Raw genomic sequence first — 17,876 nt, forward strand, 5'->3', positions numbered from 1 at the left:
AAATGTATCTCGAGAAATTCAAGCTCGGCGGCAAGACCGCCATCATCACCGGCGCCGGTCAGGGCATCGGGCTCGCCTGCGCCGAAGCGCTGGCGGAAGCCGGCGCCAAGGTCATCATCGGCGATCGCGACGCCAAGGTCGCCAATGACGCGCAGGCCACGCTGAAGGCCAAGGGCTTCGACGCCGATATCGCGCTGATGGACGTGACGGATTCCGGCCGCGTCTCGGCGGTCGCCGACGAACTGGTGCGCAAGTACGGCAAGGTCGACATCCTCGTCAACAATGCCGGCATTGCCCGCAGCGAGACGCCGGCCGAGACCGTGACCGACGAGCACTGGCTCAACGTCATCGACGTCAACCTGAACGGCACCTTCTGGTGCTGCCGCGCCTTCGGCAATCACATGCTGAAGGCCAAATCCGGAACCATCGTCAATGTCGGCTCGATGTCCGGCTTCATCGTCAACAAGCCGCAGGAACAATGCTTCTACAATGCCTCCAAGGCCGCGGTGCATCATCTGACCAAATCGCTCGCGGCCGAATGGGGCGCGCGCGGGGTCCGCGTCAACGCGGTGGCGCCGACCTATATCGAGACGCCGCTGAACGCCTTCGTGAAGAACAGCCCCAAAATGTATGACGCCTGGATCGGTGGAACCCCGATGGCGCGGATGGGGCAGGTCGACGAGATCGCTTCCGTGGTCTTGTTCCTTGCCTCCGAGGCGGCGAGCCTGATGACCGGAAGCATCGTTCTGGTCGATGGCGGTTACACTTGCTGGTAGGCTCGCGTCGAAGCATGATCCGGACCGGAACGGCCGCGTTAGCGCAACGTGGGGACCGGTTTTCCGGACGATGCTGATACAAGAAGTGCGAGCGCGATAACGTTCCAAGCAACGGCGTCGCGTTCTGACGGAGCGAAAATGCGGCAAGCCTATATCGGGGTGGACGTCGGGAGCACCAGCGCCCGCGCGGGTGTGTTCGACGAAGCCGGGAAGCTGCTGGGCTCGGCCCGGCATCCGATCCGGGTCTGGCATGAACCCGGTGACATCGTCGAGCAATCGTCTGACGACATCTGGGCGGCCTGCGTCGCCTCCGCGCGCAACGCGATGCGGGAGGCGGCGGTTGCCGCCGAGCAGGTCAAGGGCATCGGCTTTGACGCGACCTGCTCGCTGGTCGTGCTCGACCGGGCAGGGCGGCCGCTCACCGTCAGCCCGTCCGGCGATCCCGCGCGCAACGTCGTGGTCTGGATGGATCACCGCGCGATGGACGAAACCGAATTCGTCAACGCGACCGGCGACCGCGTGCTGCGTTATGTCGGCGGCGCCATCTCGCCGGAGATGGAGATCCCGAAGATCCTCTGGCTGAAGCGGCATCTGCCCGCGACCTTCGAAGCCGCCGGGCACTTCTTCGATCTCGCCGACTACCTCTCGTTCCGCGCCTCCGGATCGCTGGCGCGCTCGACCTGCACCGTCACCTGCAAATGGACTTATGTCGCCGGCGAAGGCGGCTGGAGTGAATCCTTCCTCAAGCGCGTCGGGCTGGAGGCGCTCGCCGCCGATCGCTTTGGGCGCATCGGCACCGAGATCGTGCCGCCCGGCTCGCCGCTCGGCCGCGGGCTGTCGGTGGATGCCGCGCGCGATCTGGGTTTGCTACCGGGAACCGCCGTCGGCGCCTCCTTGATCGATGCCCATGCCGGCGGCGTCGGCGCGATCGGCGGGCGCGATGGCTCCGGCGCCGAGGTCGATGTCTGCCAGCGGCTCGCCTACATCATGGGAACGTCGGCGTGCATCATGGCGACGACGGTCGATCCCTGTTTCGTGCCCGGCGTCTGGGGCCCGTATTTCGAAGGCATGGTGCCGGGCTTCTGGCTCAACGAGGGCGGTCAATCGGCAGCGGGCGCCGCGATCGATCATCTGCTCAAATCGCACCCGGCGCATGCCGAAGTTTTGCTTGCTGCGAAGAACGACGGCGTCGACGTGATCGAATATCTCGAGAAGCGCATCCTGGCGCGCAGCGGCAATGCCGGTGCGGCCGCGCTGCTCGCGCGCAACGTTCACGTCCTGCCGGAGTTTCTCGGCAACCGTTCGCCCTATGCCGATCCAGGCTCGCGCGCGGTGATCGCGGGGCTCGATCTCGACACCGACGTGTCGGCGCTGGAGCGGCTGTTCATTGCCGGTCTGTGCGGCCTCGCCTATGGCCTCGCCGATGTCATCGACACCCTGCAGGCGCATGGCGTCAGCGGCAAGACCATCGTGATCGGCGGCGGCGCCAGCCGCAGCCCCTTGGTGCGCCAGATCATGGCCGACACGACAGGCTATGCGGTGGCGCTGCCGCAGACGCAAGAACCCGTATTGCTCGGCGCTGCGATGCTGGGCGCGGTCGCCAGCGGCGCGCATCATTCGATTAACTCCGCAATGGCCGGCATGTCGGCGCTCGGGCGGTTGAGCGAGCCGACCAGGCCCGAGCTTGCCGATTTCCACCGCCGGAAGCGCGGCGTGCACAAGATGCTGCGGGCGCTCGATCGCGACAGCCGCGAGGCGATGAAGCGCGCGCCCGGCGAGGCGCCGGGTTAAGGTGTTTGCATGCTGCTGAGTTGCGGAGATGCGCTGATCGATTTCCTGCCATCACGGACGGCGGATGGGCGCGAGGCCATGACGCCGGCAGTCGGCGGCTCCTGCCTCAACATCGCGATCGGCAGCGCGCGGCTCGATGTGCCCACCGGGTTTGTCGGCGGCATCGCGACCGACACGTTCGGCCGGATGATCGCCGATCATGCCGCAGCTTCAGGTGTCGATCTCAGCCGCGCCACCCGCAGCGATCATGAGGCCACACTGGCCTTTGCGCGCGTCACCGGCACCGAGACGCAATACGCCTTCTATGACGCCGACACCGCAGCGCGGAACTGGACCTATCGGCGTGATGCGATCGCGCTTGATGGCATCACCTGCCTGCACACCGGATCGACCACGCTGGTTCATGACAAGGGCGCGGCCGAAACACTTGCCTTCATCGAGGATATCAGGGCCAACGTGACGATCTCGCTCGATCCAAATTGCCGGCCGAACCTGGTCAAGGACAAGGACGCCTATCGCACCCGCATGCTGGCGTTCTGCGGCAAGGCCGATATCGTAAAGATGTCCGACGTCGACTTCGCCTATCTGTTCGGCGATGAGGCGTATGCCGCGCGGGCGGAGGCGCTGCTGTCGGGCGGCGCGTCGCTCGTCGTCATCACGCGCGGCAACGACGGCGCCTCCGCCTGGCATCAAAAGGCCGGATCAATCGAGGTCAAGGCGCCGGTCGTGAATGTCGTGGATACGATCGGCGCCGGCGACTCTTGTCAGGCGGCGCTGCTCGCAGCGTTGCACCGGCTCGATCGGATCGCGCGGCAGCGGCTGCGCGACCTCTCCGCCGCCGAGCTCACGCGCGCGCTGGCCTTCGCCTGCAAATGCGCCGCCTTCACCTGCACCCGCGCCGGCGCCGATCCGCCGCGGAGCCGGGAGCTGCCCGCCGATTATTGGTAAGCCATGCGCCTGAGGTGATGGACTTGCCGCACGGGGCGCGGCACGATGCTTGTGATCGAAGACCGATGCGAGCGCGTGCCAGAATGAGCGACGATCTGTGCCTGCTGTCAGCCATTGACCTTCGCGCACGCATCGCCGCCAAGGACATCTCTCCCGTCGAGATCACGGCCGCGGTGCTCGCCCGCGCCGAGCGGCTGCAGCCGGAATTGAACTGCTTCATCACGCTGTGCGGCGACGAGGCGATGGCGCAGGCGAAGGTTGCGGAGCGCCAGCTCATGACCGGCGAGCCGCTCGGCCTGCTGCATGGCATCCCCTTCACCGTGAAGGACATCGTCAGCACCAAGGGCGTGCGGACGACGTTCGGCGCGGTGCCTTACAAGGACAATGTGCCCGACCACGATGCCGTGGCGGTCGCCCGGCTTCGCGCGCAGGGCGGAATATTGCTCGGCAAGACGACGACACCGGAGTTCGGCAGCAAGTGCCTGACCGACTCGCCGCTGTTCGGCCGCACCCGCAATGCGTGGAGCGCCGGGCGTTCCAGCGGCGGCTCCAGCGGTGGCGCGGCGGTCGCGGTCGCGAGCGGCATCGCGCCGCTTGCGGTTGCGACCGACGGTGGCGGCTCGACCCGGATTCCCGCGGCCTGCAACGGCGTGGTCGGGATCAAGCAGAGCAACGGCGTGATTCCGCACAGCCAGGTGCAGGACGCCTTCGGCAACCAGACCTATGTCACGCCGACCACGCGCACCGTCGCCGACACCGCGCTGATGATGCAGGCGATGGCCGGCGAGGATCCGTCCGATCCCTGGTCGATCGGCGTTCCGGTGCCCGATTATCTCGACCTTGCCGCGCCGCGCGGTGATCTCAGGGGCAGGCGGGTGCTGTTCTGCCTGTCGCCGCCGGGCCGCCCGGTGACCGCTGATGTCGCCGCTGCGTTCAAGGCGAGCCTCGACCGGTTGGCCGGCTTAGGCGCCGAACTCGAGGAGTTCTCCGGCGATGGTTTCGACATCGAGCCGATCTGGCGCGCCATCAATCACACGGTCTGGCGCACCCGTTTCGACAAGCTTGCGGCCGATCATCTCGACGACCTCAGTCCGACCTTCCTGAAACAGCTCGCGCTGGCCGCTGATGTGAGCGGCGTCGACTACCAGCAGGCGATGTTCGACCGCACCGCGCTGTTCCGCCGCGTGCAGTCATTGCTCGCGCGCGGCGACCTCTTGGCGATGCCGACCCTGACGCGCACGGCGCTGCCGATCGATCAGGATCTGTTCGGCACCATCGAGATCGACGGCCAGAGCTTCGATAGCGTGCGGCCGCACTGGTTTCCCTGGACCATGCTGTTCAACATGACCGGGCATCCCGCGGTCAGCATCCCCGCAGGCTTCGGCCGCGATGGCTTGCCGATCGGCCTGCATCTGGTCGGCCGCTTCCGGGCCGATGCGGAACTGTTGCGCGTCGTGGCGCTCTTTGAGCAGGCGAGCGATCTGCTGGGGCGCTGGCCGGCGCTAGCCGCGTGAAGGGCTAGCATTGGTTCGCGAACATGGTGAAACCTGCGGCCTGTTCCATCACGATCGCCAGCAAGAAGCTGAAGGGCGTGTGGAAGGAAGTCCCGCAGTTCGAGAATGATTTCTCGGCCTGGTCCTGGGAGTAGGCGATCGCGCCGGCGCAGAGCAATGGCCTCAGCCGGCGCGGCTCCCCGCGCGATGCCGTCGCTTGACGCGTAGTCTCATTTTGCGTGCTGCGCGTGCGAAGGAGAATTCGTCAGGCGATGCGTGCGCAGGCACTGCAAGTGACCGATATCGCTTGGGTTGATGCTTGCCCGGCATCGTCGCGTTTCGCCCGCACGAATGCACGCTGTGCCGGCTTCGCATTGAGCGCATCGATTGTCTTTGTGAAGGACAGCGCTAACATGGAACCCATCCATCGATACCTGTCGTTGTCTTTTTGATTATCTATTGCAGCGCAACCGGATCACGCAACGATGTGCGCTCGCTATGGCGACCAGGCCTCGGAGGCGAAGTAGCGAACACCGTCCCTAATATTCCAACCAAGAAATAACGGGGGAAATCATGCATGTGAAAGGGCTTGCGGCATTTGCCGCAGCTGTCGGCGTTGGCCTGTTGTCCGGCGCCGCCATCGCACAGGAAGTCAAGCAGGAGAAGCAGTCGGTCCTCGGCAACGCCAATGTCCCGCCGGTGACCCAGGAGCAGCTCAACGCCGCCGACAAGAACGCGAAGGACTTCCTGCTCACCAACGGCAATTACGCCCAGACGCGGTTTTATCCGGGCAAGCAGATCAGCCGCGACAATGTGAAGAACCTGCACGTCGCCTGGATCTTCCAGACCGACGTCAAGGAGTCGCTCGAGACATCGCCGATCGTCGTCGACGGCGTGATGTATGTCACGACGTCGTTCAGCCACGTCTATGCGCTCGACGCCAAGACCGGCCAGCAGCTCTGGCACTATGCCCACAAGATGGGCCCGATCACGGTCTATTGCTGCGGTCCCAACAATCGCGGCGTCCAGGTGCTCGGCGACCGGGTCTATCTGGCGACGCTGGATTCCAAGCTGATGGCGCTGAATGCCAAGACCGGCGAGGTGGTGTGGACCACCAACATCGCCGATCCCGAGCTCGGCTACAGCGAGACGATGGCGCCGACCGTGGTCAAGGACAAGGTCTTGATCGGAACCAATGGCGGCGAATACGGCATCCGCGGCTTCGTCCGCGCCTATGACGCCAAGACCGGCAAGCAGCTCTGGAATTTCAACACCATTCCGGAGAACTCGGTCGGCGTCTGGGCGACCAAGGACGCCACCGGCCGCGACATGCATCGCAACATCCAGGCCGAGAAGGACATGCTCGCCAAGATCGGCGATCCCTATGCCAAGCTCGGCGGCGGCGTGTGGCAGAACCCGTCGGTCGATCTCGCGACCAACCGGATCTACTTCGTCGTCGGCAATCCGTCGCCCGACCTCGACGGCTCGAACCGGCCCGGCGACAACCTCTACACCAACTCGATGGTGTCGCTCGATCTCGACACCGGCAAGTATGTCTGCCACTTCCAGTACATCGCCCATGACGTGTGGGATCTCGACGCGGTCAGCCCGACGGTGCTGGTCGACGTCAAGGACAAGGGCGGCAAGACCATTCCCGGCGTCATTCATGCCGGCAAGACCGGGCACATCTATGTGCACGATCGCAAGGACTGCAGCCTGATCCGCTTCTCCGAGGCGATGGTGCCGCAGGAGAACATGTGGGTGCTGCCGACCAAGGAAGGCGCGCGCATGCTGCCGGGCGCCAATGGCGGCGTCGAATGGTCACCGATCGCGACCGACCCGGGACAGTCGCTGGCCTATGCCATCAACCTGCACCAGCCGATGACCTATCACGTCGAAAGCTCGGCCTATCCGAACGGCAAGCTGTGGCTGGGCGGAGCCTTCAAGGTGATCCCGAGCGAGAAGCAGTCGGGCAACATCACCGCGGTGAACTACAACACCGGCAAGATCACGTGGCAGGTCACGACGCCCGAGCCGATGATCGGCGGCATCCTCGCCACGGCCGGCGGGCTGGTGTTCACCGGCGAAGGCAACGGCAAGTTCGCGGCCTACAATTCGTCGAACGGCAAGGAGCTGTGGAGCTTCCGGGCCGGCGCCGGCGTCAATGCGCCGCCGTCGAGCTACATGGTCGGCGGCAAGCAGTATGTCGTGGTCGGCGCCGGTGGCAACACCCAGCTCGACTACAAGCGCGGCAACAACATCATCGCCTTCACGCTCGACTGAGCCGAGGCGGATGCATCATCGCGCGTGCAAACATTGACGGCGAGGCGGGACCCGTTCGGTCCCGCTTCTGTTTCTTCGGATGAGAGATCAGCCCGCGTCATTGCGAGCGAAGCGAAACAATCCATCGAGCCGCGCAAGCGGAGGCATGGATTGCTTCGTCGCTTCAGCGCAAAATTGCCTTGCAATTCTGTCGCGAGTTCCTCGCAATGACGGGAGACATAGCGCTTCGGAATCAACTCATGGTCGGTAATCTGATGATTTGCGCCACCGCGCTGCTGTTGCTTGCAGCACAGGCCCGCGCGGAGACGATCGAGGACAAGGTTGCGGTCTGCGCCGGTTGCCACGGCGCCGACGGCAAGCCGGTCGACAAGACCATTCCGACAATCTGGGGCCAGCAGGCCGGCTATCTCTACGTCCAGCTCCGCGATTTCAAGCGCGGCGACCGCAAGAGCGAGATCATGCAGCCGATCGCAACGCAGTTCGAGCGCGACGACATGCTGGCGATCGCGGAATATTTTTCGCAGAAGCCATGGCCAGACCTCGGCCAACCCCGCGCGCCCAAGGACGTCGCGGCGAAGGCGCTCAGTGCCAGCGCATCGGTCGGCTGCCCGGCCTGCCATCTCGATCGCTTCCAGGGCGACGGCACGGTGCCGCGGCTCGCCGGGATGGGACGCGACTACCTCGCGAAAACCATCGCCGATTTCCGCACCCGCGCGCGCGGCAACAATCCCGGCATGTCCGACCTGATGCTGGCGACCTCGCCCGACGACCTCGCCGCGCTGGTGGACTATCTGGCTGGGCTTTGAGGCGCGAAGTCTTGTCCTGCGGGCAAGGAGCAGTGCAGCCAGGGAGCGAACTCATTTGGACGCAGCCATAGCCATCACGGGGCTCTGGCCGAACGCAGCGCTGCTGGCCCGGTCCTAGCTTCGGTGCTTTTGGACGGAAGCCGACATCAATCAACCGACAAACTCAGCCGAAACCGTCGAGAATGACCCAACGCGGACATAAACACCCATGGCTTTTTGAACCGATTTGCCGTTCGGCTTGAGCACGCCGATGTTGCGGCGGGTCGATTGGGGCGAGGTTCACATTTTCCGGAGGTTGTGCTTTGGCCTTGGCTCCCGTGATAGCCTGCGGGCGTGTATGAGGGCTCTTATGCTACGATCCATGCTTGTCGTTCTCCTGGCATTTGCATTCTATGACGGGGCTTATGCTGAAGAAGGCATATACGGCTGTTGGGACAATCTTCACGAAGGGGTGGCGTATCCGGATGCTCCACCAGGTCGAAGGATGGCGTTGTTCGGCGACGCGATCTGTTTCAAAAGAGATGGAGTAGTCGAGACCACACATTACGGTGGGTCCGAGGCTTTGGGTTCTGGAGGAAAATTCTCATACAAAAATGGGCATCTTCATCTTCTATTGAGAAGGACAGAATACGGACATGACGGATGGTTTTTCGCCGTCGAGGGTCGCGACCGCTGCAGCGTTAGCATTGTTCACAGCCAACTTACGATTGCACAATGCAATGGTTGGGATCGCTCGCGACCACTCATCCTCAATAAGCGGACGTCCCACTGACCTGAGTAGGGTTTGGCCGATTACACGAGGGACCGCTCTTGCGGAAACTCGTATCGCGCGGTGAAGCGAACAGGCCATGAGCGACGAAAGAAAAGTTCAAGACCTGTTGTACCCACGCGGGTGGGAAATCGCTGGACGCGTCACTCTCGTTTTTATCGGGATATTGATGTTTCTCTTGATGATTGCGACCGATGGATTCTATCTCGCCATTGGCGAGATAGTCGGGTGGTTGTTATTCGCAGTCATTTTAGGCTCGGGTCGACGCGGCTTCCGACGACATTGAAGGCCTTATCCACGCTTTAGGCCGCCTCAGTGGGCAGCATCTTTCACATTAGAAATGGATGGCGATGTCGTCTATTGGCCCCATTTCGGCATTTGCCGCGGTTGCACAAAGGCGGTCGGTATCGGAGCAAAGCGGACATCGCGAACGATTTATGACTACGTGTCCTGGTTCGTAAGCTGTCTCAGCGCGGCGTCAGCTCCGCGCGCAGCGCTGACAGGATGGTGAGATCAGCGGCGTGCTTGCCCGCCTTGTCGGCCAGCGCGGCGTCGGCGCCGTGGGCCAGCAGCGCCTTGGCAATGGCAGGATGGTTGCCTTCGGCGGCGATCATCAGCGCGGTGCGGCCGCGCGCGTCGCGCTCGTCGACCCTGGTGCCGGCGTCCAGGAGATACGAGACGACCTCGAGCGCCTGCGCCTCCGGCACGGTTTCGTCCGGTCCGGCTGCCCACATCAGGAGAGTGAGGTCTTTGGCGTAGCGCGCATTGATGTCGATGTCGCGCGCGAGCAGCTGCTTGACGATGCCGAGCTGGCCGCCGGCCGCCGCATACACGACCGGGGGCTTGCCGGTGTCGTCGGCCTTGCCGCCGTCGGCGCCGTGCGCGAGCAGCATCCGCACCACCATGTCCCGGCCGGCATAGGCGGCGGCCGCGACCGGGGAAGCGCCGCTGCGTCCGGTGAGATTGACGTCGGCGCCGCGGTCGATCAGGCGCTGCACGATCGCGACATGGCCGCGCTCGGCGGCAAAATACAGCGCGGTCGATCCCGCGAGGTTGCGCGCATCGACCGGTGCGCCGCGTGCCAGCAGCAGGTCGACCATGTCGAGATGGCCGGAGCGGGCGGCGTGGCTCAGCGGCCGTGCGCCGAGCCGGTCCCGCGCGTCGACCGAGGCACCGCCGTCGAGCAACTCGGTGGCCAGGTTGATGCAATCGGCATTGGCGGCCGCGAACAGGGTCAGCGAGATCTCGATCGCGCCGAGCTGGGCCTTGTCGGTTTCATATTTGCGGATCAGCTCGCGGCACCGCGCCGGGTCGGCCGCAGCAAAGCCAGCGTGGACGTGGCCGGCAACAAGCAGCGCGGCGAGGGCGATGCGGCGATACAAGACGTGTCCTCCGGATGGCTGCTGGGCGCATCGCCATCCGGGTCGAGCGTCGCATGATCCTTGGTTGCTGCCAAGCCGCGCAGCGATGTAAAGCCGCGCGGCGATCTTGCGCCGCGCGGGGTCGTCGTGCCGCTCTAGCCGGTCTGCCCGGTGCTCGCATTCGCAACGGCGCGCGCGACGTTGGCGATCACCTCGTTGCACTTCTCCATCGGCGCACTTGCCCCGGTCAGGTAGACCGTCACCACGATCGGCTTGCGGCCGGGCGGCCAGAACACGCCGATATCGTTGTAGGTGCCGCGCTCGCCGGTGCCGGTCTTGTCGCCGACCCGCCAGTCGCGCGGCACGCCGGCGCGCAGCCTGGCGTCGCCGGTCTTGTTGGCGACCATCCAGTCCACCAGCTCCTGGCGCGAATTGGCCTGCAGGACATCGCCGAGCACCACGCGCTGCAGATTCTTCAGCATCGCCACCGGGCTGGTGGTGTCGCGCGGATCGCCGGGCACGGCTTCATTCAGAGCGACCTCCCAGCGATCGAGCCGGCTGACATTGTCGCCGATGGTGCGGAAGAAGCTGGTCAAGCCGGCAGGCCCGCCGATCTCACGCAGCAGCAGGTTGGCCGCGGTATTGTCGCTGAGCGTGATCGCGGCCTCGCAGAGTTCGGCCAGCGTCATGCTCGACCCGACGTGTTGCTTGGCGACGGGCGCGTAGGCCAAGATATCCTTGGCCTCGACTTGCATCCGCTGATCAAGGCTGGATTCGCCGCGATCGACCCGGTGCAGCACGGCAGCTGACAGCATCGCCTTGAAGGTGCTGCACATCGGGAACCGCTCGTCGCCGCGTTGGCTCGCGCGCAATCCCGTCTCCATGTCGAGCGCGGCGACGCCGAGCCGGCCGCTGGTCGCGAGCTCGATGCGCGCAAATTCCTGCTGCAGCCGCTGCGCCGGCTCGCTTGCTCCTGCCGCCGCACTCTGTCCCGCCGCGGCGCTTTGCCGCGGCAGGGTGGCGCAGGACACCGCAAGGCCCAGCGCGCGCAATCCAAATATCCGTCTCGTCAGCATGTCGAATCTCCCGTTGGCGGCGCGAACCTGCCGGGCGGCGTGACGGCGCACAAACAATCATTTATACAACGAGGCATGAGAAAAACTTGGTCATGACGCCATGCGTCGGCATCTCCCGTTGAACGCGTTGCGCGCCTTCGAGGCTTCCGCGCGGCTCTTGAGCTTCACCCGCGCGGGGATGGAGCTGCGCGTGACGCAGACCGCGATCAGCCATCAGGTCAAGCAGCTCGAGGAGCTGCTGGGCGCGAGCCTGTTCCGCCGCCTGCCGCGCGGGCTGGTGCTCACCGACGAAGGGCTGGCGCTGCTGCCGGTGCTGTCGGACACGTTCGATCGGATCGGTGCCGCGATTGACCGGATCGAGGCCAAGGGCACGCGCGAGGTCGTCACCGTCGGCTCCGTCACGACGTTTGCGACCGGGTGGCTGCTGCAACGGGTCGACCGCTTCAAGCGCGCGCATCCCTATATCGACCTGCGGCTGCTCACCAACAACAATCGCGTCGACATCGCGGGCGACGGGCTCGATCTTGCGCTGCGCTTCGGAGACGGCTCGTGGCACGGCACCGAGGCGATCCATCTGTTGTCCGCGCCGCTCTCGCCGGTCTGCTGCCCCGATGCTGCGGCCCGGCTGCGCAAGCCGTCCGATCTCGCGCAGGAATTCTTGCTGCGCTCCTACCGCGCCGAGGAATGGCCGTTGTGGTTTGCGGTGGCCGGCGCGCCGTGTCCGAAAATCCAGGGGCCGATCTTCGACAGCTCGGTTGGTATGGCCGAGGCGGCGGCACGTGGCGTCGGCGTCGGGTTGGTGCCGATTGCGATGTTTGCAAATGAGCTTACCTCCGGCCGCCTGGTGCGGCCGTTCTCGGCCGAAGTGCCGGCGGGGTCGTACTGGCTGACCTGGCTGAAGTCGCGCGAGGTCACGCCGGGCATGCGCGCTTTCCGCGACTGGCTGCTCGATACGCTGCGGGCGGAGGTAAATGAGAGCGAGAAGAGCGCATCGGCTCCGCGACCAAGGGCAAAGGTCAAGGCAAAGCGCAAGGCGGTAAAGTCCACGTCGAAGAAGCGCCGTCGCTAGCGGATGTGGCGTAAGCTGCTGCGGGCGCTGATACGATTTCTGGATATTAGAAATATATCCCCATTTGCCCGACGTGTCAAGCCGCGGTCGGACGCCGGCAGCCGTCAGCTCCTTTGCATGGGGTTGTTTTCGATATTTTGGCCCCGCACGTCTGCGGCGCACCGAGAGGTAAGCGGAGCAGGTCGAAGCAGCCTGCGGCCTACGCCAGATGGCACGCCACGGAATGCCCGTTGCTGCCCTGGCGCAATTCCGGCGCCTCCTGCCGGCAGCGCTCTTCGGCGATCGGGCAGCGGGTGTGGAAGTGGCAGCCCTTCGGCGGATTCATCGGGCTCGGCACGTCGCCCTTCAGGCGGATGCGGTCGCGCTTTGCCTTGGGATCGGCGACCGGCACCGCCGACAGCAGCGCCTTGGTGTAGGGGTGCTGCGGGTTGCGATAGAGGTCGCTGGCCTTGGCGAGCTCGACGATGCGGCCGAGATACATCACGGCGACGCGGTCGGAGATGTGCTCGACCACGGAGAGATCGTGGGCCACGAACAAATAGGTCAAGTTCAGCTCGGCCTGCAGATCTTCGAGCAGGTTGATGACCTGGGCCTGGATCGAGACGTCGAGCGCCGAGACCGGCTCGTCGCACACGATCAGCTTCGGCTCCAGGGTGAGCGCGCGGGCGATCGCGATGCGCTGGCGCTGGCCGCCGGAGAACTCATGCGGGTAGCGCCGCATGTGCTCGGCCTTCAGCCCGACCTTGACCAGGAGGCTCGCGACGCGGTCCTCGCGCTCGCTGGCCGAGGTCGCGAGGTTGTGGATGATGAAGGGCTCGGCGAGGATCGCGCCGACCGTCATGCGCGGGTTGAGCGAGGCGAACGGGTCCTGGAACACCAGCTGCATGTTGCGACGCATGGCGCGCAGATTGCCGCTGCCCAAGCCCGTCACGCTCTGGCCGTCGAACACGATTTCGCCCGAGGTCGGCTCGATCAGCCGCAGCACGCAGCGGCCGGTGGTCGACTTGCCGCAGCCGGATTCGCCGACCAGTCCCAGCGTCTCGCCGCGGTTGACCGCAAACGACACGCCGTCGACCGCATAGACCTGGCCGACCTCGCGCGACAACAGTCCGCCCAGCACCGGAAAGTGCTTCTTCAGATTGGAGACGCGCAGCAGCGGCTCGCTCATGACGCGTCTCCGAGGTGGCAGGCCATGCGATGGCCGGGTGCGATCTCGCGCAGGCGCGGCTCCCGTTCGGTGCAGATGCTCATGGCGTGCTTGCAGCGGGGCGCAAAACGGCAGCCGGGTGGCGGGTTGATCAGGATCGGCACCGAGCCGCCGATCGCCTCCAGCCTCGTCTTGTGCTCGGCGTCGAGGTCGATGCGCGGGATCGAGCGGATCAGGCCCTGGGTGTAGGGATGGCGCGGGTTGCCGAACAATTCGTCGACCGGCGCCTCTTCCACCACCTTGCCGGCATACATCACGACAACGCGCTGCGCGGTCTCGGCGACCACGCCCATGGCATGGGTGATTAGCATCACCGCCATGCCGAAGCGCTCCTTCATGTCCTGAAGCAGGTCGAGGATCTGCGCCTGGATGGTGACGTCGAGCGCGGTGGTGGGTTCGTCGGCAATGACAAGCTTGGGGCGGCAGGCCAGCGCCATCGCGATCATCACGCGCTGGCGCATGCCGCCGGAGAACTGATGCGGATAGTGATGCACGCGGCCCGCGGCATTGGGGATTTGCACCAGCTTCAGCATCTCGATGGTGCGCTCGAGCGCCTGCTTCTTGGTCACCGCCTCGTGGCGGCGCAGGCTCTCGGCGATCTGCTCGCCGATCGTCAGCACCGGATTGAGCGAGGTCATCGGCTCCTGGAAGATGAAGCCGATCTCCTTGGCCCTGATGTCGTCGAGCTGGTGGCTGGTCAGCGGCACCAGATCGCGGCCCTCGAACATGATCTCGCCTTCGACGATCCTGCCCGGCGGCATCGCGATCAGCTTGAGGATCGACATCGCGGTGACGGTCTTGCCGCAGCCGGATTCGCCGACCACGCACAGTGTCTCGCCCCGGTTGATCGAGATGTCGACGCCATCGACCGCCTGCAACACGCCGGCGTCGGTGCTGAAATGGGTTTTCAGGCCCTTGATGTCGAGCAAGGCCATCAGATCACCTTGCGGGCGTCGAGCGCGTCGCGCAGCCCGTCGCCGATGAAGTTGATCGCGACCACCGCGATGAAGATCGCGCCGCCCGGAAACAGCGCCCAATGCGGGCCGATGTCGAGAAAGTCCTTGGCGTCATAGAGGATGCGGCCCCAGGTCGGAGTGTCGGGCGGAAAGCCGAGGCCGAGGAACGACAGCGTCGATTCGGCGATGATCGCCGCGGCGACGTCGATCGTGCCGGCGATGATCACGGGTCCCAGCGCATTGGGCAGGATGTGGCGCACCACCTGGCGCACCGGGCTCGCGCCGAGCGCACGCGCCGCCTCGACGAATTCCTTCTCGCGCAGCGAGAGGAACTGGGCGCGCACCAGGCGGGCGACCGGCATCCAGCGCAGGCCGCCGATGACAAGCACGATCAGGATGAAGATGCCGCCCTCCGGGCCGAACATCGCCTTGAGCCCGTCGCGGAACAGGTAGATGAGCATCAGGAGCAGCGGCAGTTGCGGCAGCGACAGGAACAGGTCGGTCAGCCACATCAGCGCATAGCCGAGCGCGCCGCGCGACATGCCGGCCAGCGCGCCGATCAGCGTGCCGACGAACACCGAGACCAGCATCGCGGCGAGGCCGACCGCGAGCGAGATGCGCCCGCCATAAATCATGCGGGCGAGTAGGTCCTGGCCGAGATCGTCGGTGCCGAACGGATGCGCCAGCGAGGGCCCCTGCAGGCCCGCCACCACGTCGATGTCGCTGATCGAGACGCGCCAGATGAACGGGCCGATCACGACGGCCGCGATCAGCAGCAGCAGCAGCACTGCGCTGATCACGGCCGGCCGGTGCCGGCGGTAGCGCCGCCAGGTTTCGCGCCAGGGCGAATAGCCGCGCCGCTCAGCGGAAGGAGATGCGAGGGTCAAGCCAGCCATAGAGGACATCTGCGATCAGGTTGAACAGCACCACGAGACACGCGAAGACGAAGGTCACGGCCATCACGACCGGCGTATCATTGGTGAGGATGGAGGAAATCAGCAGCGAGCCGATGCCGGGAATCCGGAAGATCTGCTCGGTGACGATGGCGCCGCCGAACACGGCGGGCATCTGCAGCGCGATCAGCGTGACCACCGGGATCATCGCATTGCGCATCACGTGCTTGACGATCACCTTGGCCTGCCCGAGCCCCTTGGCGCGCGCGGTGGTGACATAGTCGAGCCGGATCACGTCGAGCATCGCCGAGCGCACGAAGCGGGTCATCGATGCCGCCTGGAACAGGCCGAGCACCATCACCGGCATGATGGCCTGCCGGATCATCTCCAGCAGCCAGGGGATGCCGCTTCCCGGTACGCTGGTGTAGACGAAGGGCAGCCAGTCCAGCTTCACCGAAAACACCAGGATGAACAGGATGCCGGTGAAGAAGGTCGGCAGCGAGAAGCCGATGAAGGCGAAGGTGTTGGCGAGCTGGTCGAACAGCGAATAGGGCCGGGTGGCGGCATAGACGCCGACCGGGATCGCGATCAGGAGCGCCAGCAGCTGCGACGAGCCGACCACGTAAAGCGTGGTCGGCAGCCGCTGCAGGATCAGGGTGTCGACATCGACCCGGCTGACGAACGAGAAGCCCCAGTCGCCGTGGACCATTGCCGCGAGCCAGTGCAGATAACGGAGATAGATCGGGTCATCGAGACCGAACTTGGCGCGCAGCGCGGCCTGCACTTCGGGTGGCACGTTCGGATTGGTCGCGAGCTCGCTGAACGGATCGCCGGGCGCGAGCGCCAGCACGACGAACAGCACGAGCGAGATTCCGAGCAGGCTCGGGATCGCGATCATCAGACGGCGCAGGATATATTGACTCATCGAGAGATCATCTAACTAACGCTCGCACCTTGAGCACGTTGATCTTGCTTCCAATCGAAAGGCGAGCTTCACCTCGCCCGGCGTGCGGGGAGAGGTTGGAATTCAAGCACGGCTTGAATTCCGGGTGAGGGGGTTCTCAGGCGAACTCACCTTCCAACCCATTTGCGGATGGAGCCCCTCACCCCAAGCCTCTCCCCGTAAGAACGGGGGGAGGAAGGAGCACATCTCGAGCCCCCTCACGGCTCAAGTTTCACGATACCAGTCTTGCAGATTGTCGGTTTGGTTGGCCCAGCCGGAGAGCGCGGGACGCAGCGTGTTGGAGGAGGCTTCAACCGCGAGCCGATGCATCACGGGGATCATCACATTGTCCTGCCACATCAGGTCATTGCCCTTGATGTAGAGGTCCGCCCGCTTGATCGGATCGGTCTCGGTATCAGCCGCGTCGACCGCGGCATCGAATTCCTTGTTGGCCCAGCGCGGGAAGTTCGGCCCCTGCCACTTGTTCTCCTTGGTGGCGATGTTGCGCGAGTGGTAGCGGCGCATGTGCAAAGCGGGATCGGGCTGCGTCATCGGGATCTGGAACATCTCGATGTCGGCATAGAAGTGGGCGTAGGTGTCGGGGTTGGCGACGTCGGAGGAGAAGAACACCGAGGCCACCACCGATTTCAGCTCGACGTCGATGCCGGCCTTCTGGCAGGCCTGCTTGACGATGGCCTGGGTCTTCTGCCGCGGCCCGTTGATCGAGGTCTGGTACAGCAGCTTCAGCTTCTTGCCGTCCTTCTCGCGGATGCCGTCGGAGCCCAGCTTCCAGCCGGCCTGCTCGAGCAGCGCGCTCGCCTTCTCGACCGAGAACTCCCATTTGGTGTTCTTGGAGACGAACTCCTCGGGGCCGTTGAGATAGTTGGCGGTGGTGCGGCCGGCGCGGCCGTAGATCGCCTTCTTGACGGAGTCGCGGTCGACCAGCAGCGCCAGCGCCTGACGTACCTTCGGATCCGACAGGATCGGATGCTTGGTCTTGATCGACGAGCGCTCGCCGTCGACCTCGGTGTTGGGGTCGGTGAAGTTGATCGCAATGAACTCGATGTCGCCGCCGACCGCGAACAGAGCCTTGCCCTTGCCGCCCTTTTCCAGGCGCAGCAGCACTTCGTCTTCGACCTGGATGTTCCAGGCGAAATCATATTCGCCGGTCTGGATCACCGCGCGTGCGGCCGAGACGGCATCGCCGCCCCCCTTCATCTCGATCGTGTCGAAGGATGGACGGTTGGCCATATGGTAGTCGGGGTTGATCTCGCCGCGGATCAGATCGCCCGGCTTGAACTCGACGAACTTGTACGGGCCGGTGCCGACGGGCTTCAGATTGTTGGGCGCCTCGCGGGACTTGCCGCCCTTGTAATCTGCGAACAGATGCTTTGGGATGATGCAGCCATAGGCCCCGACAAAGGCATTGGCCCAGAACGGCGTCGGCTTCTTGAAAGTGATGCGGATCGTGAGATCGTCGATCTTTTCGACGGTCAGGCCGCTGT

The 17,876-nt window shown here is 64.9% G+C and carries 14 protein-coding genes; 7 read left to right on the forward strand and 7 right to left on the reverse strand.

Going from position 1 to position 17,876, the window contains the following annotated elements; all coding sequences use genetic code 11:
• Positions 1-2: 2 nt before the first annotated feature.
• From QMZ05_RS10170 to QMZ05_RS10195, 6 genes are all read left to right on the forward strand, one after another.
• A complete protein-coding gene (locus QMZ05_RS10170) occupies positions 3-776 on the forward strand; it encodes an SDR family oxidoreductase (RefSeq protein ID WP_353700639.1) in 774 nt (257 codons plus the stop codon).
• Between the two features lie 138 nt (positions 777-914).
• The gene (locus QMZ05_RS10175; RefSeq protein WP_353700640.1) at positions 915-2,567 is read left to right on the forward strand and encodes an FGGY-family carbohydrate kinase; all 1,653 of its coding nucleotides are present in this window, start codon (positions 915-917) and stop codon (positions 2,565-2,567) included.
• Positions 2,568-2,576: 9 nt separating this feature from the next.
• A complete protein-coding gene (locus QMZ05_RS10180) occupies positions 2,577-3,515 on the forward strand; it encodes a carbohydrate kinase (protein ID WP_353700641.1) in 939 nt (312 codons plus the stop codon).
• 83 nt (positions 3,516-3,598) lie between these two features.
• Positions 3,599-5,029, forward strand: a complete 1,431-nt coding sequence (locus QMZ05_RS10185; RefSeq protein ID WP_353700642.1) for an amidase — start codon at positions 3,599-3,601, stop codon at positions 5,027-5,029.
• Between the two features lie 552 nt (positions 5,030-5,581).
• Entirely contained in the window at positions 5,582-7,291 is a 1,710-nt protein-coding gene (locus tag QMZ05_RS10190; RefSeq protein WP_353700643.1) for a PQQ-binding-like beta-propeller repeat protein, read from the forward strand.
• 239 nt (positions 7,292-7,530) lie between these two features.
• Complete coding sequence (locus QMZ05_RS10195; protein ID WP_353700644.1) at positions 7,531-8,097, forward strand: c-type cytochrome; 567 nt, start codon at positions 7,531-7,533, stop codon at positions 8,095-8,097.
• A gap of 1,236 nt (positions 8,098-9,333) precedes the next feature.
• Here QMZ05_RS10195 and QMZ05_RS10200 read toward each other — a convergent pair.
• Together QMZ05_RS10200 and bla are read right to left on the reverse strand one after the other, a co-directional pair.
• Positions 9,334-10,248, reverse strand: a complete 915-nt coding sequence (locus tag QMZ05_RS10200) for an ankyrin repeat domain-containing protein (RefSeq protein ID WP_353700645.1) — start codon at positions 10,246-10,248, stop codon at positions 9,334-9,336.
• 134 nt (positions 10,249-10,382) lie between these two features.
• Positions 10,383-11,303: a class A beta-lactamase gene (gene bla / locus QMZ05_RS10205; RefSeq protein ID WP_353700646.1), complete on the reverse strand. Its 921-nt coding sequence runs from the start codon at positions 11,301-11,303 to the stop codon at positions 10,383-10,385.
• A 100-nt stretch (positions 11,304-11,403) separates the two neighbouring features.
• Here bla and QMZ05_RS10210 point away from each other — a divergent pair, with 100 nt between their 5' ends.
• Positions 11,404-12,372 carry a LysR family transcriptional regulator gene (locus tag QMZ05_RS10210; protein ID WP_353700647.1) on the forward strand — a complete coding sequence of 323 codons (969 nt, stop codon included), beginning with the start codon at positions 11,404-11,406 and terminating at the stop codon, positions 12,370-12,372.
• Between the two features lie 199 nt (positions 12,373-12,571).
• Here the strand turns inward: QMZ05_RS10210 and QMZ05_RS10215 are convergent, their stop codons facing one another.
• The 5 genes from QMZ05_RS10215 to QMZ05_RS10235 all read right to left on the reverse strand — a co-directional run.
• Positions 12,572-13,540: a dipeptide ABC transporter ATP-binding protein gene (locus QMZ05_RS10215; RefSeq protein ID WP_353700648.1), complete on the reverse strand. Its 969-nt coding sequence runs from the start codon at positions 13,538-13,540 to the stop codon at positions 12,572-12,574.
• Positions 13,537-14,517, reverse strand: a complete 981-nt coding sequence (locus QMZ05_RS10220) for an ABC transporter ATP-binding protein (protein WP_353700655.1) — start codon at positions 14,515-14,517, stop codon at positions 13,537-13,539. The genes QMZ05_RS10215 and QMZ05_RS10220 overlap by 4 nt, the downstream gene beginning before the upstream one ends.
• Entirely contained in the window at positions 14,514-15,431 is a 918-nt protein-coding gene (locus QMZ05_RS10225) for an ABC transporter permease (RefSeq protein ID WP_353700649.1), read from the reverse strand. The genes QMZ05_RS10220 and QMZ05_RS10225 overlap by 4 nt, the downstream gene beginning before the upstream one ends.
• Positions 15,397-16,353 carry an ABC transporter permease gene (locus QMZ05_RS10230; RefSeq protein ID WP_353700650.1) on the reverse strand — a complete coding sequence of 319 codons (957 nt, stop codon included), beginning with the start codon at positions 16,351-16,353 and terminating at the stop codon, positions 15,397-15,399. Before QMZ05_RS10230 ends, QMZ05_RS10225 begins: the two co-directional genes overlap by 35 nt.
• A gap of 243 nt (positions 16,354-16,596) precedes the next feature.
• Positions 16,597-17,876, reverse strand: a 1,280-nt coding sequence (locus QMZ05_RS10235; protein ID WP_353700651.1) for a peptide ABC transporter substrate-binding protein, incomplete at its 5' end; no start/stop codon positions are given.

It is taken from the genome of Bradyrhizobium sp. INPA03-11B, assembly GCF_040446015.1.
Lineage (GTDB): Bacteria > Pseudomonadota > Alphaproteobacteria > Rhizobiales > Xanthobacteraceae > Bradyrhizobium > Bradyrhizobium macuxiense_A.